Source organism: Aminobacter sp. SR38, assembly GCF_014843375.1.
GTDB lineage: Bacteria > Pseudomonadota > Alphaproteobacteria > Rhizobiales > Rhizobiaceae > Aminobacter > Aminobacter ciceronei.
The window spans coordinates 4,249,749-4,270,550 of the sequence record NZ_CP062112.1 but is presented as its reverse complement, the minus strand read 5'-3'; the positions used below and the strand labels follow the sequence as shown (position 1 = coordinate 4,270,550).

Sequence of the window (20,802 nt, the reverse complement as noted above, 5' to 3'; positions counted from 1 at the left end):
TCAGGCGATGCGCAGCTGGCTCTTCGGGTCGAAGAACACCGCCTTGTCCAGGTTGAAGGCGAGCTTCGTCTTCTGGCCGGCATGGATCGCGGCGTCGGCACGCAGCCGCGCCACCACTTCCTTGCCGCCGAGCTTGGTCACAGCGAAGGTGTCGGAACCGGCAGGCTCGACCACCTCGATCAAACATTCGCCCTCGGCGATCGACCTGGCGTTGCGATCGGCACCATCCGGGTCGGTCAGTGCTTCCGGACGGACACCGAAGATGATCTCCTTGCCCGAATAGCCACCGAGCACACCATTGGCATTCTTGATCGGCAGCGCCAGCGGCTTCTCGCCCGGCCTTTCGAGCATGACGTTGAGCCCGCCCTCGCCGTTTTCGAGGCGCGCGGTCAACAGGTTCATCGCCGGCGAACCCATGAAGTCGGCGACGAACATGTTGGCCGGGCTGTTGTAGATCTCGGCCGGCGTGCCGAACTGCTGCAGGGTGCCGTCCTTGAGCACGGCGATCTTGGAGGCCAGCGTCATCGCTTCGATCTGGTCGTGGGTGACATAGACGATCGTCGTCTTCATGCGCTGGTGCAGGCGCTTGATCTCGGTGCGCATGTCGACGCGCAGCTTGGCGTCGAGGTTGGACAGCGGCTCGTCGAACAGAAAGACCTGCGGATTGCGCACCAGCGCCCGGCCCATGGCAACACGCTGGCGCTGGCCGCCGGAGAGCTGGCTCGGCTTGCGGTCGAGCAGGTGGCCTATCTGCAGGATGTCGGACACCTGCTTGATCGCCTTGTCGCGCTCGTCCTTGGGCACGCCGCGGATTTCCATGCCAAACGCGATGTTTCCGGCCACCGTCATGTTCGGGTAGAGCGCGTAGGACTGGAACACCATGGCGATGTCGCGCTTGGACGGATGCAGCCCGGCGACCGAATTGCCGTTGATGGAGATCTCGCCCGAGGTGATCGGCTCGAGCCCGGCTATGGTGTTGAGCAGCGTCGACTTGCCACAGCCCGACGGGCCGACGAGCACCAGAAAGCCGCCCTTGTCGATCTCGATATTGATGTCCTTGAGGATCTCCACCTGGCCATAGTTCTTGTAGAGATTGCTGATCTTGAGAAACGACATGGGCTTACCCCTTGACCGCGCCGGCCATCAGGCCGCGCACGAAATAGCGTCCGGAGACGATGTAGACGATGAGGGTGGGCAGGGCGGCGAGGATCGCGCCGGCGAAATGCACGTTGTATTCCTTCACGCCGGTGGACGAGTTGACGAGGTTGTTGAGCGCTACCGTCAGCGGGATCGAGTTGAAGCCCGAAAACGACGAGCCGAACAGGAAGTCGTTCCAGATGTTGGTGAACTGCCAGATGACGGTGACGACGATGATCGGACCCGACGACGGCAAAAGGATGCGCCGGAATATCTGGAAGAAGCTCGCGCCGTCGATCTGTGCTGCCCGCACCAGTTCGGTCGGGAACGCCTCGTAATAGTTGCGGAAGAACAGCGTGGTGAAGCCGAGGCCGTAAATGGCGTGGATCAGCACCAGCCCGGTAATGGTGCCGGCCAAGCCGGTCAGGCCGAGGATGCGGGCCGACGGGATCAGCACGATCTGGAACGGAATGAAGCAGGCCAACAGCATCAGGCCGAAGACGATGTTGTCGCCCTTGAAGCGCCATTTGGTCAGCACATAGCCGTTGAGCGCCCCGAGGATGGTCGACAGCGCCACCGCCGGAACCACCATCATCACCGAGTTCAGGAAGTAGGGTTTCAGCCCCGTCGGCGAGACGCCGATCTGCGCAGTCGACCAGGCAGACAGCCAGGGCGCTATCGTCCATTGCTGCGGCAGCGCCAGCATGTTGCCCTGGCGGATCTCGTCCAGCGGCTTCAGCGAATTGACGACCATCACATAGAGCGGCAGCAGGTAGTAGACCGCAAACAGGATGAGAACGGCATAGATCAGCGCACGGGCGAAGATGCCGTTACGGGTGGCGACGTCCTGGGAGGCGGCACTCATTTCTTCTTCCCCCCGAGTTCGGAGTAGAGGTAGGGCACGATGATGGCGAAGATCATCATCATCATGATGATCGCGGACGCAGCACCCATGCCCATTTCATTGCGGCCAAAGGTGAACTTCTGCATGAACAGCGCCGGCGTCCAGGTCGCAGTCCCCGGTCCGCCGTCGGTCATCGCCACCACAAGGTCGTAAGACTTGATGGCGAGGTGGGCGAGCACCACGAAGGCCGACAGGAACACCGGCCGCATCAGTGGAATGATGATCCGGCGATAGATGGTGAGCGTCGAGGCGCCGTCGATCTGGGCGGCCTTGATGATTTCGTTGTCGACGCCGCGCAGGCCGGCGAGGAACATCGCCATGACGAAGCCCGACGATTGCCACACCGCAGCGATGACGATGGTGTAGATCGCCATCTGGCCTTCCTTGATCCAGCGGAACGAGAAGCTTTCCCAACCCCATGACTGCATCACGTGCTCGAGGCCGATGCCGGGGTCGAGAAACCACTTCCAGGCGACGCCGGTGACGATGAATGACAGCGCCATCGGGTAGAGATAGATCGGGCGCAGCACGCCCTCGCCGCGGATTTTCTGGTCGAGGAAGATCGCCAGCGCCAGCCCGATGAAGCTGCAGATGACGATATACAGCACCGAGAAGATCGCGAGGTTCTTCAGCGCCGTGATCCAGTTGGGATGGTTGAACAGCCTGACATAGTTGTTCAGGCCGACCCAGGTCGAGAAATCGGGCAAAAGCTTCGAGCCCGAGAACGACAGGAAGGCCGTGAAGACGATGAAGCCGTAGACGAAGATCAGGATCAACGCGAAGCTCGGCGCCAGCACGATCTTCGGCAGCAGGTCCTGCAACGTCGCGCGCGGGTTCGTCACCGCGCGGGGTGCGGTCGTGGTGAGATCGGCCATGGGGTGTCCAGCCTCTGGGTTGTCAGGTCAGGATGTGCCCCGGCCGAAGCCGGGGCACGAAGTTCGGTGAAGGGCCTGCCGTGGCCCCGCTGCTACGCAGCTCCCAGGCGTTCGCCGCCTGCCATCGTGCCACCGGCACGATGGATTTGCTGCGCATACCGGCGTCTCACCCCTTGGCGGCGGCAACCGCTTCGGCCAGCGCCTTGGCGGCGGCCTTGGAGTCGAGTTCGCCGTTGAAGTGACGGGTAACGACGTCGTAGAGCGCGTTCTTCACTGCGGCCGGTGCGGCATAACCATGTGCCATCGAGCCGAACAGCTTGCCACCGGAGCTGGCTTCCGCCAGGTCCTTGATGCCCTTCTTACCGCAATCGTCAAAGGCGGTGTCAGGCACGTCGGTGCGTGCCGGCACCGAGCCCTTGACCACGTTGAACGACGACTGGAAGGCCGGATCCTCGATGTCGGCAGCCATCTGCAGCTGCGCCTTCTTCTTGTCGTCGCCAACCTTGAACATCATGAACATGTCAGAGTTGAAGGTGACGGCGCCCTGCGTCCCGGGGAAGCGGATGCAGACGAAGTCGGTGCCCGGCTTCTGGCCGGCCTTGAGGAACTCACCCTTGGCCCAGTCACCCATCATCTGCATGCCGGCCTTGCCCTCGATGACCATGGCCGAGGCAAGATTCCAGTCGCGGCCAGAGAAGTCCTTGTCGACATAGGTCTTGAGCTTGGCCATGCGGTCGAAGGCTTCGACCATCTTGTCGCCGCCAAGTGCGGCCGGATCGAGATCGATCATCGACGACTTGTAGAAGTCGGTGCCGAGCGACAGCACGACGGCGTCGAAGATGGTCGCATCCTGCCAGGCCTGGCCGCCATGGCCGAGCGGGGTGATGCCGTTGGCCTGCATCTTGTCGAGCACCGCGACCAGCTCGTCCCAGGTCTCGGGCGCCTTGCCGCCGGCAGCGTCGAGCGCCTTTTTGGAGATCCAGACCCAGTTGGTCGAGTGCACGTTGACGGGTGCTGCAATCCACTTGCCGTCATGCTTGGCGAAGTTCTGCAGTGCGGCCGGAACGACCTTGTCCCAGCCTTCCTTGTCGGCCACTTCGCCGAGATCGCCGACGACGCCCTGGTTGGCCCAGTCGGTGATGTCGAAGCCAAGCGCCTGCACGGCGGTGGGCGGATCGCCTGCGGTGACACGGGCGCGCAGCGCGGTCATCGCCGCTTCGCCGCCGCCGCCGGCAACCGGCATGTCTTTCCAGGTCACGCCCTGGCCTTCCAGGTTCTTCTTCAGCACGTCGAGTGCTGCTGCCTCACCGCCTGACGTCCACCAGTGCAGAACTTCGACGCTTTCCTCGGCCTGTGCCATCGGCATAGGCGCGGCAAACAGTGCCGCCACGGCTGCCGTACTCATCAAAAACTTACGCATTCCAGTTCCTCCCGGGTTGCAAGTTCCTCACGCGTCATTGCGTGTCATAAAATCCCTTCGGCCCCGCCTCTGGGAATTCCTCCGTTCAGCCGCGCGCCTCCTTCGGCATCCAATGGCCGGTGCGCGGTCCGATATGCATGTTGAGCGTCTTGGTCTCGGTGTAGTCCTCGACCGCATGGCGGCCGAGCTCGCGGCCGATGCCCGATTGGCGGTAGCCGCCGAAGGGCAGCTCCGAGGCACCGTCCATGAAGGTATTCATCCAGACGGTACCGGCACGGACTCTGCGGCCGACTGTCAGGCAGGTGTCGAAGTCGCGGCTCCAGACGCCTGCCGACAGACCATAGTCGATCGAATTGGCGATACGGATCGCCTCGTCAGTGGTCTCGAAGGCAAGCACCGAAAGCACCGGTCCGAACACCTCCTCTTTCGCCACCGCCATGTCGGGGGCGACCGACGACAGGATCGTCGGCTCCATGAACTGGCCGAGGCCGAGATCAGCGGCAGACCCGCCGACAGCAACCCTCGCACCGTTCTCGCTCGCACCTTTCACGTAACCAACGATCTTCGCAAGATGCTGCGGCGTGATGATAGCACCAACCTGCGTCGATGGGTCGAGCGGATCGCCGACCTTGACCTTGGCCGACAGAGCGGCAACGCGGCTGGTCACCTCGTCGGCGACGTCGCGATGCACGATCAGGCGCGAGCCGGCATTGCAGCACTCGCCGGCGTTGAAATAGGCGCCGAAGACGGCCGCATCGACGAAGTCATCGAGATTGGCATCAGGGAAGACGATCTGCGGGTTCTTGCCGCCGAGCTCCAGTGACACTTTCTTCAACGTTTGCGCGGCGTTGGCCATGGTCAGCTTGCCGATACCGGTCGAGCCGGTGAACGACACCATGTCGATGTCGGGGTGGCTGGTCAGCGGCGCACCAGCCTCCGGCCCGGTTCCGACGATGATGTTGACCACGCCCTGGGGAACCCCTGCCGCCTCCAGAATCTCGCCGAGTACCAGCGTCGAGCCTGACGTCAACTCCGACGGCTTGACCACTGCCGTACAGCCGGCGGCCAGCGCAAAAGGCAACTTCTGGCTGACGATCAGGAACGGGAAATTCCACGGCGTGATGATCGACACGACGCCGATCGCCTCGCGCAGGACCACGCCCAGCGTGCCGTCGCCCAGCGTGTTGTAGCTCTCGCCATGCAGGTCCCGCGCAAGTGCTGCCGCATAGCGCCAGATGTCGGCGGCACCGCCAAGTTCGCCCTTGGCCTGGGAGATCGGCTTGCCTGACTCGATGCAGTCGAGGAAGGCGAGTTCATCGGCACGCGCGTCGATGATGTCGGCGGCCCTGAGCAGGATGCGCGAGCGCTCGGCGCCGGTCATGCGCGGCCAATGTCCGTCGTCGAACGCCTTGCGTGCCGAGGCAATGGCGCGGTTCGCATCGATAGCGGTCGCGGCCTCGTAGCGGCTGACAACGGCGCCATGGCCGGGGCTGGCGCGCTCGATGGCCTTGCCTTCGGCGCCGGCGGTCCATTTGCCGTCGATCAGCATCTTGAACTCGCGGACCTTGAAGCCGTCGAGCGGCTTGGGACGCATCAGGACCGTCATCACCATTCTCCTGCAAATTTGGCGGCACGCTTCTCGCTGAAGGCCGCGACCCCCTCCTTGAGGTCTCCGGTCTTGGCCACGAGAATCGAGCCCAGCGCCTCGACGGCGGTGCCATTGTCTTCACCGTTCGCGGTGGCGATCATCAGTTTTGCGACCTCGACTGCCGCAGGCCCCCGCGCCGCGACCCGGGCCGCATAGGCGCGCGCCGCAGCCACCGCCGCGCCGGTCTCGACCACATGGTCGACCAGCCCGAGCCCTGCTGCCTCGTCGGCGGAATACACCTCGCCGCCCAGCGCCATACGCCTCACCACCTGCGCACCGGCGCGCCTCACCAGACGCTGTGTGCCCGACCAGCCCGGCACCATGCCGAGCCCAGTCTCGGGCAGGCCGATCTTCACATGACGCTCGGCAATGCGGATGTCGGCGGCTATCGCCAGCTCCAGTCCGCCGCCCAACGCATGGCCGTTGATGGCAGCGATCAGCGGTACGCGCAGCGTCGCCAGGCGTTCGAACACGCGGTGGCCGAAACGCACCCAGGCATGGCCGAACTCGTTGGGTGTCATTTCGCCCCAGGCCTTGATGTCGCCGCCGGCCGAAAACGCCTTGCCCTCGCCGGTGAGGATGGCGACGCGGATTTCCGCATTGGCCTCGACCTCGTCGCAGGCCTGGGACAGCGACTTCAGCATGTCTATATCGAAGGCGTTGAGCTTGTCCGGCCGGGCCGCCGTGATGATCGCGACAGGACCCTCGAACTCGACCCTGATGCGCTGGTCAGCCATGGATGCCCTCCAGCTTGCGCACCGGCTTGCGCGGCAGCTTCAACCTGATCGGCGCTTCGGCGAACAGGTCAGCATCCATCTGCTTGAGTTTGTCCGACACGATCAGCGGGAATTCCGACTGGTCGAGAATATGCGTCTGCAGTTCGACGCCCGGCGCGATCTCGGTCAGCACAATGCCTTGAGGCATAAGCTTCATCACACAGCGTTCGGTGACATAGGTGATGTCCTGGCCCTGTTCGACGCCGCGGCGCCCCGAGAAAGTGACATGCTCGACCTCGTTGACCAGCTTCTTGAGCTTGCCTTCCTTCTCGACCACCAGCTTGCCAGCCTCGATGTCGAGCTTGGCGCCGGCATTGAACATGCCGGAGAAGACGATCTTCCTGGCTCGCGCCGTGATGTCGATGAAACCGCCGGCACCCGCCGTCACATGTGGCCGGAAGCTGAGCTTGGAGACGTTGACCGAGCCGTTGCGGTCGATCTCGAGGAACGACAGCAGCGAGGCGTCGAAACCCGCGCCCTGGAAGTAGGTGAACTGGTAGGGCGACGGCATAAAGGCATCGGCATTCGACGCGCAGCCGAAAGCGAAATCGAGCAGCGGCACGCCGCCGACGGCACCCTGCTCGATCACCCAGGTGACCTCACCATGCAGCCCTTCTTCAAGCAGGATGCGCGGCACGTTGGCCGAAATGCCGAAGCCGAGATTGACCGCGCTGCCGGCCTCGAGTTCCTGAGCAACCCGGCGGGCGATGACCTTCTGAATGTTGAACTCGGGCACGCGGAAGCTGTCGAGAGGCCGCATGATCTCGCCTGAAATCGCAGGGTCGTAGAGCGTCTGCGTCGTCTGCTTCTGCTCGGGGTCGACGACGATGTAGTCGACCAGCATGCCCGGCACGCGCACATCGTGCGGGCGCAGCGAGCCGTCCTTGGTGATACGCTTGACCTGGGCAATGACGATGCCGCCATTGTTGCGCGCGGCGAGTGCCTGGTCGAGCCCGCCGAGATAGGCGCCTTCATGTTCGTAGGTCAGGTTGCCGCGCTCGTCTGATGTCGTCGCCCGAATGATCGCCACTTCAGGCTTGATAGCTGGGAAGAACAGCCAGTCCTCGCCCTCGAAGCTGACCTTCTTGACCAGCGGTTCGGCCGCAGCACGCGCATTCATGGCGCAGCCCTGCCGCTCGGGATCGACGAAGGTGTCGAGCCCGACCTTGGTCATGACGCCCGGCCGCTTGGCGGCAGCCTCGCGATGCATGTCGAACATGATGCCGGACGGCACGTTGTAGGCAGCCACCTCCTCATCGCCGATCATCTGCCAGATCAGCGGCGGCTCGGCGCTCGACGGCCCCGACGGATAGGAGCCGCCGATGATCGTCTTCAGCAGGCCCTTTTTGGCGATATGGTCGACACCCTTGATGCCGCTCATGTCGCCGGCGGCGATGGGGTGCAGCGTCGTCAGGTCGCGCGGATGGCCTGTAGCCTCGAAGCGTTCGCCGATCGCCTTCAGCGTCAGGTCGGGACAGCCTAGCCCGCTCGACGACGACACCGAGACCACCGCACCATCGGGTATCAAAGCAGCGGCCTGGGCGGGAGTGATGTGCTTGCTCATGTCAGAGCCCCGCCTCGATGGCCACTGCCTTGCCCGTCGCCGCCGACTTGACCACGGCAAGACCCGTCGCCAGCGACCATACGCCGTCCTCGCCCGTGGCAGACGGTCTGCCCTTGCCGGCGACAGCATCATGGAACGCCTGCAGGCCCGCTTCGTAGAGATTGCGCTGTTCGAGATCGAGCTCGTGTTCGCCCTCGGCATTGCGCAGCACGACCGAGCCGACCGGCTTCTGCGTCATGACATTGCGCGCGATCAGCGAACCCTCGGTGCCGTGCACCTCGAAACCGGTCTCGGCGAACTTGGTGGTGAACGCGTCATGGAACTGCGCGATCACGCCTGACCTGAAGCGCAGCACGCCCATCACTGCGTCTTCGAGGCCCGCCTGCCCCATGCCGCCCGCCTGGCTGAAGGCGACGGCCTCGACTGGATCGTCATTGAGCACGAAGCGCAAAGTGTCGGCGTCATGCACCGTGATATCGAGGATCACGCCGCCGCCGGCCTGCGGCTTGTCGAGCCGCCAGCCCTGCAGATGCGGCGGAAGATAGACGGCATGAAACACGCGCGCCGCCAGCGGCTTGCCGATACGGCCTACGGCAATTGCGTCGCGCATCGCCCGGTGGCTTCCCGCATTGCGCAGATGGTGGTTCGTCGCCAGGACGACCCCGGCATCCTTCGCCTCATGCACCATTGCCCGGGCGTCAGAAATGGTCAGCGCCAATGGTTTCTCGCACAGCACATGCTTGCCGGCCTTAGCCGCGGCAATCGCCTGTTCCACATGCAATTCGTTGGTGGTCGAGATGTAGACGGCGTCGATACCGGCATCGCCTGTAATGTCCTCAAGCGACGTCACCGACTTCGCGATGCCGTTCGCCTGGGCATAGTCGCGGCCGCGCTCGGCATTGGTGCTCATGACGGACACCACCTCGCCGCCGGTCGCACGGATAGCGCCGATGACCCATTCCCTGGCGATGGTGCTCGCCCCGATCAGACCCCAGCGTGTCATGCGGTCACCGCCTCTCGTTTCATCCGCTGTGCCGCGCCGCAGCTCTCGCGCACCACCAGCCGCACCGAGGCGACCAGCGCCTCAGGCTCGAAATCGCCTGAATTGATCTGCTTGAGCAGGAGTTGCGCCGCCCTCCGGCCCATGCCCTGCGGATCGACCGAAACAGTGGTCAGCGCCGGCACCGCAGTTTTTGCCTCGATCACGTCGTCGAAGCCGATGACGCCGAAATCGACGCCCGGTTCGATGCGGGCGCTGCGCAGCCCGTCGCAGGCGCCGAAGGCCACCGCATCATTGAAGCAGAGCGCCGCTGTCGGCCGGTCGGCCATAGACAACAGCCGCTCGACCGCCGCCACACCGCCTGCACGCGACGGCGCCGAACTGATCACCAGCTCGTCCGAGGCATCGAGCCCCGCCTCCACCAGAGCGTCGCGAAAACCGCGCATGCGTTCGTCGAATACGGCCGTGTCGTTGAAGCCGCCGAGGAAGGCGATGCGCCGATGACCGAGTTCGATCAGGTGGCGCACGGCAGCCGCAGCCCCGGCATGTCCGTCCGACACCACGGAGGAGACCTTGAGCCCCGGCACGTTGCGCGCCACCAGCACGACAGGAATGCCGCTGTCGACCAGCGGCCGGAGATCGGCTGATGTCGTCCCGCGCGCCGGCGACAGGATCAGCCCGGCCATGCCATGCTCGCGCATCGAGGCGATCACCTCGGCCTGGCGGTCGGGATTCTCGGCCGAGTTGGCCATGAACTGGATGTAGCCGGCCGACTGCACCACCATGTCCATGCCCACCGCCAGTTCGGCAAAAAAGCTGTTGGTCAGGTCGTTGACGACGATGCCGACGATCTTGGATTTCGACTGGCGCAAATTGGCGGCGCTGCGGTTGTAGACGTAGCCGAGCTCGCGGATGACGGCGCCGACCTTGGCGCGGGTCGTTTCATTGACCAGCGAGCTGCCTTGAAGAACGAGCGACACGGTCGACTTCGACACGCCGGCGGCATGCGCAACATCGACAACTGTCACCTTCGGCTGCTTCAAAACGATCCTCCTGGCGAGCGTCTCTGGCCCCCTTTTCCGAGTCCATTAATTGGAACGTTCCAAACTGTCAAGCAATGAAGAACGGCGATACCATCGTTTTCACATCGGCCGAACCCAAAGGCCTTGGCCACCAGAATGCCAGAATTATACACACTTCGCTCTTTCAAACGATTTGTAATGCTATTTTGCGCTGAAACCATCCCAGCATATCGTTGCACCGCCCGATCGACCGGCGCACCTGCGCCAGACCTCACAATTCCGGCTTGAAATTTGGAACGATCTAAATTACCAGATGCAACCGATCAGGGAGGAACCCATGGCCAAGGCAGTGAAGCTTCCGCGGACGGACCGCTCGATCGAGACCTACACACTTGTCGGCACACCGGTCGAACGACCTGAAGCCGCCCCCGTTTTCAATCGTATCGCCTACGCGGCTGCGCATGTCGTCTCCGACCCGTGGGCCGACACGCTGCCCTGGAACAGCCCTGTAATCGACTGGGATGCGACCATGGCCTTCCGCCATCATCTCTGGTCGCTGGGCTTCAAGATCGCCGAGGCGATGGACACCTCGCAGCGCGGCATGGGGCTGGACTGGACCGGCGCGCAGGAACTGATCAGCCGCTCACTCGCCGAAGCGCGCACGGTGCCGGGTGCCGACCTCGCTTGCGGCGCGGGCACCGACCAGTTGCCCAAACAGGATGCCAAATCGCTCGACGACGTCATCTCGGCTTACGAGGAACAGCTCGGCTTCATCGAGAAGCATGGCGGCCGCGCGATTCTGATGGCGAGCCGGGCGCTCGCCCATGTAGCGAAATCCCCCGACGACTACTGCAAGGTCTACGGCCGCATCCTTGGCCAGGCCAAGGACAAAGTGGTCCTCCACTGGTTGGGCGACATGTTCGATCCCGAACTCACACGCTATTGGGGCGGCGACCGTTTCGAGGACACGTTGCTGACCGTGCTGTCCATCATCACCGATCACCAGGACAAGGTCGAAGGCATCAAGATCTCGCTGCTTGACCAGGCCTATGAGGTCGAGCTGCGCCGGCGTCTGCCCCAGGACGTGATCTGCTTCACCGGCGATGACTTCAACTATGCCACCCTGATAGAAGGTGACGGCACGCGCCACAGCCACGCGCTGCTCGGCATCTTCGATGCGGTAGCGCCCCAGGCATCCAAGGCGCTGGCAGCCTTGGCCAAGGGCGACCTCGCCACCTTCCGCGGCACCATCGAGCCGACAGTGCCGTTGTCGCGCAAGATTTTCGAGGCGCCGACGCAATATTACAAGGCCGGCGTCGTCTTCCTCGCCTGGCTCAACGGCCACCAGAGCCACTTCACCATGCCCGCCGGCATGCAGTCGGCAAGAGGTGCACTGCACTACGCCGACATCTTCCGCCTCGCCGACCGGGCCAATGTGCTGGACAGGCCGGACCTCGCTGCAGCGCGCATGACGGCGCTGATGACACAGTACGGCTTCGCCTGACCGGCTACATCAGGCCAAGCTGCTTGTAGAAACCGAGCGCGTCATAATAGTCGCTCTGGCTGGCGATCTTGCCATCCTTGACCGAGAACATCGAGGCGCCGGTGAAGGCAAACTTCTTGCCGGTCGCCTTGGTGCCGTCGGCCCAGTCGCCGGTGTTGGTGCCGGAGAATTCCCATTCGAACGACACGCGGTCGTCCTGCACCACGGGCTTGCCCTTCATCGTCCAGACGGCATCGGGTACAGCCTTCAGGAAATTGTCGATGACGCCGGTCTTGGCAGCCTCCTTGCCCTCGACGGGCTTGCCGACCGAAGCGTCGTAGTAGACGACGTTGTCGGCGAAATGTTCGGCCGCCTTGGCCGAGTCATGGTCATTCCAGGCGGCGAGATAGGCGTCGACGACAGCCTGCGGCGTGTCCTGCGCCAGCGCCGGGCCGATGGCCGGAGCCGTAGCGAGGAATGCAGCAACGGCTGCGGATGCGAGAAACTGACGACGATGCATGTCTTTTCCTCCCTTGTTTCCTTTGCCCCGTTCACGGGGAGAAGGTGGCCCGAAGGGCCGGATGAGGGGCGGGTACGGCAAGCTCTGCTCCCTCATCTGCCTGCCCGTCCAGCCGGATCCCGCAGCCTGCGGCAGCGTCCCGGCATTAGCTGGCCTGCCATGATGCCACCGGCATCATGGCTTTCGCGCTGCGCGCGAAAACGGCCGCTCACCCATGCGCGATCATGACATGGCGTACGGCGGTGTAGTCCTCCAGCGCGTAGACCGACATGTCCTTGCCGTAGCCGGACTGTTTGAGACCGCCATGCGGCATCTCGTTGGTCAGCATGAAGTGCGTGTTGATCCAGGTGCAGCCATATTGCAGCCGCGCCGCGGTCGCCATGCCGCGCGAGATGTCCTTGGTCCACACCGACGACGCCAGGCCGTAGTCGCTGTCATTGGCCCAGTTGACCGCCTCGTCGACGTCGGAGAAACGCGTTACCGAAACCACCGGGCCGAACACCTCGCGGCGCACGATCTCGTCCTCCTGCAGCGCGCCGGCGACGACCGTCGGCTGGTAGTAGAAGCCGCCGCCCTCGCCCGGCTTGCCGCCTGTGGTGATCTCGATGTGCTTGAGCTCGGAGGCCCGTTCGACGAAGGAGGCAACGCGGTCGCGCTGGCGCCTGGAGATGAGCGGCCCGATCTCGTTTTCGGTGTCGTCGGCCTGGCCGTAGCGTATGGTAGACACTGCTGACGACAGGTCGGCGACGAGCTTGTCGTAGACCTTTTTCCCGGCGTAGATGCGGCAGGCCGCCGTGCAGTCCTGGCCGGCATTGTAGTAGCCGAAAGCGCGCAGGCCGCTGACCACGGCGTCGATGTCGGCATCGTCGAAGACGATGACCGGCGCCTTGCCGCCGAGTTCGAGATGCGTGCGTTTGACCGACTTGGCCGCCGCCTGCAACACCTTCTTGCCGGTGGCGACGTCGCCGGTAATCGAGATCATGCTGACCGCCGCATGGTTGATCAGCGCATTGCCGACACTCTCGCCGCGGCCGAGCACGACATTGACCACGCCTTCCGGCAGGACCTCAGCGAGAATCCTGGCGAGCTTCAGTGCCGTCAGCGGCGTCTGCTCCGAAGGCTTGAAGACGACAGTGTTGCCGCCGGCGATTGCCGGTGCCAGCTTCCAAGCCATCATCATCAGCGGATAGTTCCACGGCGCGATAGAGGCGACGATGCCCACGGGGTCGCGGCGGATCATGGAGGTGTGCCCGGGCAGATACTCGCCCGCCACCAGACCCGGCATCGAGCGCACCGCGCCGGCGAAGAAGCGGTAGCAGTCGACGATAGCCGGAATCTCATCATTGAGCACGGCGTTGATCGGCTTGCCGCAGTTGAGTGCCTCGAGCCTGGCAAAGGCTTCCGCCTCGGCCTCGATGCGGTCGGCGATCTTGAGCAGGTAGCCCGAGCGCTGCGCCGGCGTGGTCTTCGACCACGTCACGAACGCCGTCTGCGCTGCCGTAACCGCCGCCTCGATCTGCGCCGGCGAGGCCTCCGGCAGGCTGAGAATCGTCTCGCCGGTGCGCGGGTTGAGGATCGCTTCCTCGGTCTCTGTTCCCCGCTCGAATTTCGAGCCGATGAGCATCTGGGTGTCCATGATTTCTCCCTTTCGAGGCTTATTTGCCGGCGCCGGCGATCTGGTCGCCTTCGCGGGTCAGGTAATAGGCGGCAAGGATGGGCAGCAGGGTCGCGAGCACGACGACCATGGCGACGACATTGGTGACCGGGCGCTGGCGCGGCCGGACCAGTTCCTCCAGCATCCAGATCGGCAGCGTCTGCTGCTGTCCGGCGGTGAAGGTGGTGACAATGACTTCGTCGAAGGACAGCGCAAAGGCGAGCATGCCACCCGCCAGAAGTGCCGTGCCTATGTTGGGCAGGATCACATGCCTGAACGTCTGGAAGCCGTCGGCGCCGAGATCCATCGATGCTTCGATGAGCGAGCCCGAGGTCCGGCGGAACCGTGCCACCGCGTTGTTGTAGACGACCACGACGCAGAACGTCGCGTGTCCCAGCACGATCGTCCAGAACGAGAACGGGATCTCCGCCAGGCTGAAGGCCGAGCGCAGTGCGATGCCGGTGATAATGCCGGGTAGCGCGATCGGCAGGATGACCAATAGCGAGATCGCCTCGCGGCCAAAGAACCGGGTCTGGCTGACCGCCGCTGCGCAGAGTGTTCCAAGCACCAGCGCAATGCCAGTCGAGATCGCCGCTACCTGCACCGAAAGCCCCAGTGCCTGCCAGACGTCGGCGCGCCCCCAGGTCACCGCGAACCACTGCGTGGTGAAGCCGGGCGGCGGCCACTGGTAACTCTTCTCTTCGGTGGTGAAGGCGTAGACGAAGATGAGCAGGATCGGCAGGTGCAGGAAGGCGAGCCCTGCGGCAGCAGCAATCTTGAGGCCGGTCGGGGCCGATTGCGAACGGTCAGAGCGCATCGAAGGCTCCCATGCGTTTGGCGCCCCAGAGATAGAAGCCCATGATGACGACGGGCACCACGGTGAAGGCGGCGGCGAGCGGGATGTTGCCGGCGGTTCCCTGCTGGGCATAGACAGCCTGGCCGATGAACAGCCTGGACGTGCCGATGATCTGCGGGATGATGTAGTCGCCCAGCGTCAGCGAGAATGTGAAGATCGAGCCGGCAACGATGCCGGGCAGCGCCAGCGGGAACAGCACGTTGCGGAACGTCTGTCCGGGCGACGCGCCGAGATCAGACGAAGCCTCGACGAGATTGCCGGGCACGCGCTCGAGGGCTGCCTGGATCGGCAGGATCATGAATGGCAGCCAGACATAAACGAAGACGATGAAGGTGCCGGTGAACGACACCGAGAGCGAATTGCCGCCGACAACGGGAAGCGACAGCCAGCTATCGAGCAACCACGACAGGTGCAGTTTGGCAAACAGCCAGGTCAGGATGCCTTCCTTGGCGAGGATCAGCTTCCAGGCGTAGATCTTGACCAGATAGCTCGACCACAAGGGCAGCATCACGCCGAGATAGAACAGCGCCTTCCAGGTGCCGCGGGCATAACGTGCCGCGTAGTAGGCGATGGGGAAGGCGATGATGGCTGAAGCCAGCGTCACCACTGCGGCCATCGTCACCGTCCGGACGATGATGTCGAGATTGGCCGCCTGCAACAGGTCGCCATAGGTCTTCAGCGTCAGCTCGCGGCTGATCAGCCCGGAGAACTCGTCGATCGAAAAGAAGCTCTGCGCCAGAAGTGCGATCAGCGAGCCGATGTAGACGACGCCGAGCCAGAGCAGCGGCGGCGCCAGCATCAGGAACAGCAGCAAGCTCGGCCTGCGCCACAAGAGGTCGGAAAACGAGCCGGCCAGTCCGCCGCGCCGGGGCAGGATCGCCGCAGCCACGTTGGATGTGCCTGACACAGCCTGGACGCTCATGCCTGCTCCTCCATGAGGTGGAGCTGGTCGCGGTTGAAGGTCAGCATGACATGGGCGCCGTCCTCGGGCACGGCAGTACCTGATGGCAGCGTCGCGTGCAGTCTCAAGCCGTTGGCGTCGAGCGACAGCTTGGTGGCCGCACCGAGATAGTGGCGCGAGACGACGCGCGCGGCGACGCCGTCGCCAGACGTATCGGAGCGGACACGGATCTGCTCCGGCCTGAGGCTGCCCCAGCGGTGCTGGCCGGCATAACGCTGGACAAAATCGGGCGGCAGCACATTGGACGAACCGACGAAATCGGCGACGAAGCGGGAGGCCGGGCGCTGGTAGATTTCCTCCGGCGCACCGACCTGCATGATGCGGCCGTCATTGAAGACAGCGACACGGTCGGCCATCGACAGCGCCTCGCCTTGGTCGTGTGTGACGAAGACGAAGGTGATGCCGAGCGCCTTTTGCAACTGCTTGAGTTCTTCCTGCATGCTCTCGCGCAGCTTGAGGTCGAGGGCACCGAGCGGTTCGTCGAGCAGCAGCACCTTGGGCTTGTTGACCAGCGCGCGCGCCAGTGCGACGCGCTGCCTCTGGCCGCCGGACAGCTGGCCCGGCTTGCGGCTGCCATAGCCCGGCAGTTGCACGAGCTTGAGCGCATCTTCGGCAGCACGGTGGCGCTCTTCCTTGCCGATGCCCTTGACCATCAGCCCGTAGGCGACGTTGTCGAGAACGTTGAGATGCGGGAACAGAGCGTAGTCCTGGAACACCGTATTGACGTTACGGCGGTATGGCGGCACGCCCTCGGCGCGTTCGCCGAAGATCGAGATGCTGCCCGAGGTCGGCTGCTCAAAGCCGGCGATCAGCCTGAGGCAGGTGGTCTTGCCCGATCCCGAGGGACCCAGCATGGCGAAGAACTCACCAGGCTTGATCTCGAGGTCGACGGCATCGACCGCGCGCACCGCGCCGAAATGGCGCGAGGTTTTCTGAAAGGCGACTGCTGGGATCATCGTCTTTGGCTTCCGATGTCTGGGCCATGTGCGCCCGGGTGATGGCCTGGCCATGGCAACGCATCCGGCCGACCCACAGCCGCCGATGCTTGTCTGCCGCCGTCAGGCGGCCGTTTCAGGTCGGTTGGTGCCTCCGCCCCCTCTCCCCGCGGGGAGAGGGTCGGCCGCAAGCGGCCTGGCGAGGGGGCATCGTTTCGTTGCCGGCCTCAGCGGCCGCCGATCACGCCGATATAGTCCGACACCCAGCGATAATAGGGCACGCATTGGTCGTTCTGGCTGGCGCATTTCGACACCGGGGTCCGCCAGAACTTGATCTTGGCGAAGTCCTCGAAGCCGTTGGCCTTGCAGCCCGCATCGGTCAGCAGTTCGTTGCCCTTGCAAGCAGCCGGCACGACCGGGTTAGACCCGAACCACGCAGCGAGATCGCCCTGCAGCTTGGGGTTCAGCGAATGCTCGAGCCACATATAGGCGCAGTTCGGATTGGCGGCATCGACATGCATCATCGTCGTGTCGGCCCAGCCGGTGGCGCCTTCTTCCGGGATCGTCGAGCCGACGGGCTGCTTTTCCGAGCCAAGCAGGTTGACCTGGAATGGCCACGATCCCGAAGCCACGACGCCTTCGTTCTTGAAGTCGTCGACCTGGATCATGGCGTCGTGCCAGTAGCGGCCGACAAGCGTACGCTGGACGCGCAGCAGGTCGAGGGCCGCCTTGTACTGGTCCTCGTTGAGCTCGTAGGGATCCTTGATACCGAGGTCGGGCTTGTGGGCCATCAGGTAGTTGGCAGCGTCCGCGATGTGGATCGCGCCGTCATAGGCCTGGACGCGTCCCTTGTTGGGCTTGCCGTCGGGCAAGTCCATCGGCTCGAACACGACGTTCCAGCTCTTCGGCGCTTCCTTGAAGACGTTGGTGTTGTACATCAGCACGTTGGGGCCCCACTGATAGGGCACGCCGTAATGCTGGCCGTCGACTGTGAACCACGGCGCATCCTTGAGGCGCTCATCGATGGTTGACCAGCTCTTGACCAAATCGGTATTGATCGGCTGGACGCGCTTGCCGGCGACGAGGCGGAGCGAGGCGTCGCCCGAGGCAGTGACGAGGTCGAAGCCGCCTTCGTTCATCAGCGCGACCATTTCGTCAGACGTGGCTGCAGTCTTGACGTTGACCTTGCAGCCCGACGCCTTTTCGAACTCCGTCACCCAGTCGTAATTCTTGTCGGTCTCGCCACGCTCGATGTAGCCCGGCCAGGCGATGATGTTGACCTGCCCCTCGCCCTTGCCGATTTCCTTGACCTGCGCCACCGCCTGGCCGGAAAAGCTGCAGGCCAAGGCGATTGCCGTGCAGGATTTCAGAAATGTCTTCATCTCGATCCTCCCATGTGCAGGAACCGCTCTCCCATTGGCGGTGTTGCCCTGAGACGAAAGGTGCTGCGAAAGCGCAGGTTTCGCAAATTCATTCGAAAGAAGGGTGATATCGGTTTTTCCGATACCGAGCAGATGCGTCAAAGCTTCTGGCGAACAGTCCGCTGTGCTTGCGCGATGCCGATGAAATCGCGCGCCGCGGCTGGCAACGACGAGCCGCGCCGCCACACCATGCCGACCTGCACCACCGGCAGCGAACCCGAGACGTCGCGGGACTCGATACGATCGCCTTCCAGTGACCACGGCCGGTAGACGAGGTCGGGCAGCAGTGCCACCCCTGCCCCTGTCGCCACCAGTGAACGCACCGCCTCGACCGAACGTGTCCGGAAGGCGACATGCGGTTTGGCACCGATCGCCGAAAGCAGTTTGCCGGTGTTTTCCTCGATCTCGTCGACCGACAGCATGATCAGTGGCTCGGATGCGATGTCGCCCACGCTGATGATTTCTGCCGAGGCGAGCGGATGGCCGAGCGGCAGCCAGAGACGATAGGCGGAGACCTCGAGGATTTCCGATTGCAGAGCCATGCGGTCACGCAGGTTGGAGGTGACCATGACGGCGAGATCGAGCTTGCCGCCGACAAGCAGATGCTCGAGGTAGTCGCCATTGTCCTCGATGGCCGAGATCTCGACAGCCGGATGGGCGCGGCGGTAGCGCGCAAGCAGATCGGACAGCACGTAACCCGCAACCAGCGAAGTGACGCCAAGTTTGAGCTGTCCGGTCGCGGTCGCCTGCCCGCCGAAAAAGGTGCGCCGGGCGTCGGAGACGTCGGCCAGGATCTTGGTGGCGTGGCGCAGGAACTGGTGGCCCTTATGGGTGATGTTGAGTCCGCGCGGATGACGCTCGAACAGCTCGACGCCGAGGTCGGCTTCCAGCTCCTTGATCGCCTCGGTCACCGACGACTGCGAGATCGACAGGTTCTGCGCCGCGCGCGAGATCGTGCCCTGCTCGGCGACGGCAACGAAGAATTGAAGCTGGCGAAGCGTGAAGGCCATGGCCGGAGTAGACAGGGCGGTGGGGGATTTGGGAAGGCCCTCGCCAAACCACGCTTGTTGTAACGATGGGGAAAGGCGCGCCACCATCGATCGTATCCCGGGCGAGCGAAGCGAGACCCGGGATGACGTGTCAGAGTCGACAGAGCGCGAAAGGTCCGATGCCAAATTGCGCAGATAGCGATCCTTCGCCCCCCTCTGGCCTGCCGGCCATCTCCCCCACAAGGAGGGAGATCACCCTTCATCCCCGTCCCAGCCAAACACCAACGTCGCAAAGCCAATCCTTACGACGCAGCAGGATGGGCACCGACCGCGACGCGACTAATCTCCCTCCTTGTGGGGGAGATGGCCGGCAGGCCAGAGGGGGGCGAAGGGATGAGGCAGTCGAGATTGGCACCGACACGCTCGGAGCAGCCTGCCAATAGAACTTCACGACCGTAGGAGTTCTCTTCCCGCTCAAATCGGAAAACGTGCTAAAAAATAAGGCGGGAAATCCCCGCCTCTTTGAAATGCGAATGGTCCGCGCGCGAAGGGCAGCGGCCCCCTAGTGCAGCACCAGCACGTCTCCGGAGGAGAAGCTGATTTCGGTCTTCTGGCCAACGACCGGCGGTGGGCTGCTCGGGCTGTTGAAGGTGTCGAGCGAGACGACGTTCTGGCCGACGCCGACGCGGACGCGGATGACCGAGCCCAGGAAATGCACGTCGGCGATCTGGCCGGTGAGGTTCGAATCGTTGCCGGCCTTGCGGCCGAGCGAGATCGCCTCGGGACGCAGCGCCAGCGACAGCGTATCGCCTGACTTGGAGCCGTTGAGCTTGCCCTTGAGGCCGATCTCCTCGGCGTTGATCTTGACAGTGCCGGAGGCGGCGTCGCTGATCGTGCCTTCGAGCACGTTGAGCGTGCCGACGAAATTGGCGACGAACTTGGTCGACGGGCGGTTGTAGATCTCGAACGGCGTGCCGGTCTGGTCGGCGCGGCCCTCATTCATCACCACGATGCGGTCGGACATCGACAGCGCCTCCTCCTGGTCGTGGGTGACGAAGATGGTGGTGATGCCGAGCTTCTTCTGGATCGAGCGGATTTCCTCGCGCAGCGAGATGCGAACCTTGGCGTCGAGCGCCGACAGCGGCTCGTCGAGCAGCAAGAGCTTGGGCTTGGGTGCCAGCGCGCGGGCAAGTGCTATGCGCTGCTGCTGGCCGCCGGAAAGCTGGTAGGGATAGCGGTCGCCGAAGTCGGGCAGCTTGATGATGCCGAGCATCTCGTCGATGCGCGCCTGGGCCTCCGCCTTGGGCACGCCGGCAACCTTGAGGCCAAAGCCGATGTTCTGGGCGACGGTCAGGTTGGGGAACAGCGCATAGGCCTGAAACACCATGCCGATGTTACGCTGGTTGGGCTTGAGGCCGGTGACATCCTTGCCGCCGATCAGCACCTTGCCGGCGCTGGGCTCCTCGAAGCCGGCGACGATGCGCAGCATGGTCGTCTTGCCGCAGCCCGATGGTCCGAGAAACGAGACGAACTCGCCGGCACCGACGTCGAGGTTGAAGTCCTTGACCACGGCGACGTTGCCGAAGGATTTCTTGACGCTCTGGATGGAAAGGAAGGGATCGGCCATTGGCTTGTGC

General features: G+C 63.8%; 18 protein-coding genes. 1 reads left to right on the top strand and 17 read right to left on the bottom strand.

Features of this window, described 5'->3' with window-relative positions:
- From IG197_RS20895 to IG197_RS20855, 9 genes are all read right to left on the bottom strand, one after another.
- Positions 1-1,116, bottom strand: a complete 1,116-nt coding sequence (locus IG197_RS20895; RefSeq protein ID WP_067958279.1) for an ABC transporter ATP-binding protein — start codon at positions 1,114-1,116, stop codon at positions 1-3.
- A gap of 4 nt (positions 1,117-1,120) precedes the next feature.
- On the bottom strand, positions 1,121-2,002 hold the full coding sequence (locus tag IG197_RS20890; protein WP_067958276.1) for a carbohydrate ABC transporter permease: 882 nt from the start codon (positions 2,000-2,002) through the stop codon (positions 1,121-1,123).
- Positions 1,999-2,916, bottom strand: a complete 918-nt coding sequence (locus tag IG197_RS20885; protein WP_067958274.1) for a carbohydrate ABC transporter permease — start codon at positions 2,914-2,916, stop codon at positions 1,999-2,001. The genes IG197_RS20890 and IG197_RS20885 overlap by 4 nt, the downstream gene beginning before the upstream one ends.
- A gap of 166 nt (positions 2,917-3,082) precedes the next feature.
- Positions 3,083-4,336 carry an ABC transporter substrate-binding protein gene (locus tag IG197_RS20880; RefSeq protein WP_067958270.1) on the bottom strand — a complete coding sequence of 418 codons (1,254 nt, stop codon included), beginning with the start codon at positions 4,334-4,336 and terminating at the stop codon, positions 3,083-3,085.
- A gap of 85 nt (positions 4,337-4,421) precedes the next feature.
- Positions 4,422-5,942 carry an aldehyde dehydrogenase family protein gene (locus IG197_RS20875; protein WP_067966190.1) on the bottom strand — a complete coding sequence of 507 codons (1,521 nt, stop codon included), beginning with the start codon at positions 5,940-5,942 and terminating at the stop codon, positions 4,422-4,424.
- On the bottom strand, positions 5,942-6,721 hold the full coding sequence (locus IG197_RS20870) for an enoyl-CoA hydratase/isomerase family protein (protein WP_192314759.1): 780 nt from the start codon (positions 6,719-6,721) through the stop codon (positions 5,942-5,944). Before IG197_RS20870 ends, IG197_RS20875 begins: the two co-directional genes overlap by 1 nt.
- Complete coding sequence (locus IG197_RS20865; RefSeq protein WP_192314756.1) at positions 6,714-8,324, bottom strand: acyl CoA:acetate/3-ketoacid CoA transferase; 1,611 nt, start codon at positions 8,322-8,324, stop codon at positions 6,714-6,716. The genes IG197_RS20870 and IG197_RS20865 overlap by 8 nt, the downstream gene beginning before the upstream one ends.
- Before the next feature lies 1 nt (position 8,325).
- The gene (locus IG197_RS20860; protein ID WP_192314753.1) at positions 8,326-9,327 is read right to left on the bottom strand and encodes a Gfo/Idh/MocA family protein; all 1,002 of its coding nucleotides are present in this window, start codon (positions 9,325-9,327) and stop codon (positions 8,326-8,328) included.
- A complete protein-coding gene (locus tag IG197_RS20855; protein WP_182575400.1) occupies positions 9,324-10,367 on the bottom strand; it encodes a LacI family DNA-binding transcriptional regulator in 1,044 nt (347 codons plus the stop codon). Before IG197_RS20855 ends, IG197_RS20860 begins: the two co-directional genes overlap by 4 nt.
- A 316-nt stretch (positions 10,368-10,683) precedes the next feature.
- Between IG197_RS20855 and IG197_RS20850 the strand changes: the two genes are divergently transcribed.
- Positions 10,684-11,850, top strand: a complete 1,167-nt coding sequence (locus IG197_RS20850) for a dihydrodipicolinate synthase family protein (protein ID WP_192314751.1) — start codon at positions 10,684-10,686, stop codon at positions 11,848-11,850.
- Positions 11,851-11,854: 4 nt separating this feature from the next.
- Here the strand turns inward: IG197_RS20850 and IG197_RS20845 are convergent, their stop codons facing one another.
- From IG197_RS20845 to IG197_RS20810, 8 genes are all read right to left on the bottom strand, one after another.
- Positions 11,855-12,349 carry an ester cyclase gene (locus IG197_RS20845; RefSeq protein ID WP_192314748.1) on the bottom strand — a complete coding sequence of 165 codons (495 nt, stop codon included), beginning with the start codon at positions 12,347-12,349 and terminating at the stop codon, positions 11,855-11,857.
- A 208-nt stretch (positions 12,350-12,557) separates the two neighbouring features.
- Positions 12,558-13,985: a gamma-aminobutyraldehyde dehydrogenase gene (locus tag IG197_RS20840; protein ID WP_067958254.1), complete on the bottom strand. Its 1,428-nt coding sequence runs from the start codon at positions 13,983-13,985 to the stop codon at positions 12,558-12,560.
- A gap of 19 nt (positions 13,986-14,004) precedes the next feature.
- The gene (locus IG197_RS20835; protein WP_182575398.1) at positions 14,005-14,820 is read right to left on the bottom strand and encodes an ABC transporter permease; all 816 of its coding nucleotides are present in this window, start codon (positions 14,818-14,820) and stop codon (positions 14,005-14,007) included.
- Positions 14,810-15,781, bottom strand: a complete 972-nt coding sequence (locus IG197_RS20830; RefSeq protein ID WP_192314745.1) for an ABC transporter permease — start codon at positions 15,779-15,781, stop codon at positions 14,810-14,812. The genes IG197_RS20835 and IG197_RS20830 overlap by 11 nt, the downstream gene beginning before the upstream one ends.
- Positions 15,778-16,776 (bottom strand): ABC transporter ATP-binding protein, encoded by a 999-nt coding sequence (locus IG197_RS20825; RefSeq protein WP_192314742.1) that lies wholly within the window; start codon positions 16,774-16,776, stop codon positions 15,778-15,780. The genes IG197_RS20830 and IG197_RS20825 overlap by 4 nt, the downstream gene beginning before the upstream one ends.
- A gap of 206 nt (positions 16,777-16,982) precedes the next feature.
- On the bottom strand, positions 16,983-18,137 hold the full coding sequence (locus tag IG197_RS20820) for an ABC transporter substrate-binding protein (protein WP_192314739.1): 1,155 nt from the start codon (positions 18,135-18,137) through the stop codon (positions 16,983-16,985).
- Between the two features lie 137 nt (positions 18,138-18,274).
- Positions 18,275-19,186 carry a LysR family transcriptional regulator gene (locus IG197_RS20815; RefSeq protein ID WP_067958240.1) on the bottom strand — a complete coding sequence of 304 codons (912 nt, stop codon included), beginning with the start codon at positions 19,184-19,186 and terminating at the stop codon, positions 18,275-18,277.
- Positions 19,187-19,727: 541 nt separating this feature from the next.
- Entirely contained in the window at positions 19,728-20,792 is a 1,065-nt protein-coding gene (locus IG197_RS20810; RefSeq protein ID WP_067958237.1) for an ABC transporter ATP-binding protein, read from the bottom strand.
- Between the last annotated feature and the right edge of the window lie 10 nt (positions 20,793-20,802).

What these genes read in the sequence shown, in the direction of transcription:
- IG197_RS20865 (WP_192314756.1), bottom strand. Translation starts at nt 8,324, where the DNA reads ATGAGCAAGCACATCACTCCCGCCCAGGCCGCTGCTTTGATACCCGAT.
- IG197_RS20850 (WP_192314751.1), top strand. Translation starts at nt 10,684, where the DNA reads ATGGCCAAGGCAGTGAAGCTTCCGCGGACGGACCGCTCGATCGAGACC.
- IG197_RS20870 (WP_192314759.1), bottom strand. Translation starts at nt 6,721, where the DNA reads ATGGCTGACCAGCGCATCAGGGTCGAGTTCGAGGGTCCTGTCGCGATC.
- IG197_RS20895 (WP_067958279.1), bottom strand. Translation starts at nt 1,116, where the DNA reads ATGTCGTTTCTCAAGATCAGCAATCTCTACAAGAACTATGGCCAGGTG.
- IG197_RS20860 (WP_192314753.1), bottom strand. Translation starts at nt 9,327, where the DNA reads ATGACACGCTGGGGTCTGATCGGGGCGAGCACCATCGCCAGGGAATGG.
- IG197_RS20820 (WP_192314739.1), bottom strand. Translation starts at nt 18,137, where the DNA reads ATGAAGACATTTCTGAAATCCTGCACGGCAATCGCCTTGGCCTGCAGC.
- IG197_RS20840 (WP_067958254.1), bottom strand. Translation starts at nt 13,985, where the DNA reads ATGGACACCCAGATGCTCATCGGCTCGAAATTCGAGCGGGGAACAGAG.
- IG197_RS20845 (WP_192314748.1), bottom strand. Translation starts at nt 12,349, where the DNA reads ATGCATCGTCGTCAGTTTCTCGCATCCGCAGCCGTTGCTGCATTCCTC.
- IG197_RS20890 (WP_067958276.1), bottom strand. Translation starts at nt 2,002, where the DNA reads ATGAGTGCCGCCTCCCAGGACGTCGCCACCCGTAACGGCATCTTCGCC.
- IG197_RS20885 (WP_067958274.1), bottom strand. Translation starts at nt 2,916, where the DNA reads ATGGCCGATCTCACCACGACCGCACCCCGCGCGGTGACGAACCCGCGC.
- IG197_RS20830 (WP_192314745.1), bottom strand. Translation starts at nt 15,781, where the DNA reads ATGAGCGTCCAGGCTGTGTCAGGCACATCCAACGTGGCTGCGGCGATC.
- IG197_RS20815 (WP_067958240.1), bottom strand. Translation starts at nt 19,186, where the DNA reads ATGGCCTTCACGCTTCGCCAGCTTCAATTCTTCGTTGCCGTCGCCGAG.
- IG197_RS20810 (WP_067958237.1), bottom strand. Translation starts at nt 20,792, where the DNA reads ATGGCCGATCCCTTCCTTTCCATCCAGAGCGTCAAGAAATCCTTCGGC.
- IG197_RS20825 (WP_192314742.1), bottom strand. Translation starts at nt 16,776, where the DNA reads ATGATCCCAGCAGTCGCCTTTCAGAAAACCTCGCGCCATTTCGGCGCG.
- IG197_RS20880 (WP_067958270.1), bottom strand. Translation starts at nt 4,336, where the DNA reads ATGCGTAAGTTTTTGATGAGTACGGCAGCCGTGGCGGCACTGTTTGCC.
- IG197_RS20875 (WP_067966190.1), bottom strand. Translation starts at nt 5,942, where the DNA reads ATGACGGTCCTGATGCGTCCCAAGCCGCTCGACGGCTTCAAGGTCCGC.
- IG197_RS20835 (WP_182575398.1), bottom strand. Translation starts at nt 14,820, where the DNA reads ATGCGCTCTGACCGTTCGCAATCGGCCCCGACCGGCCTCAAGATTGCT.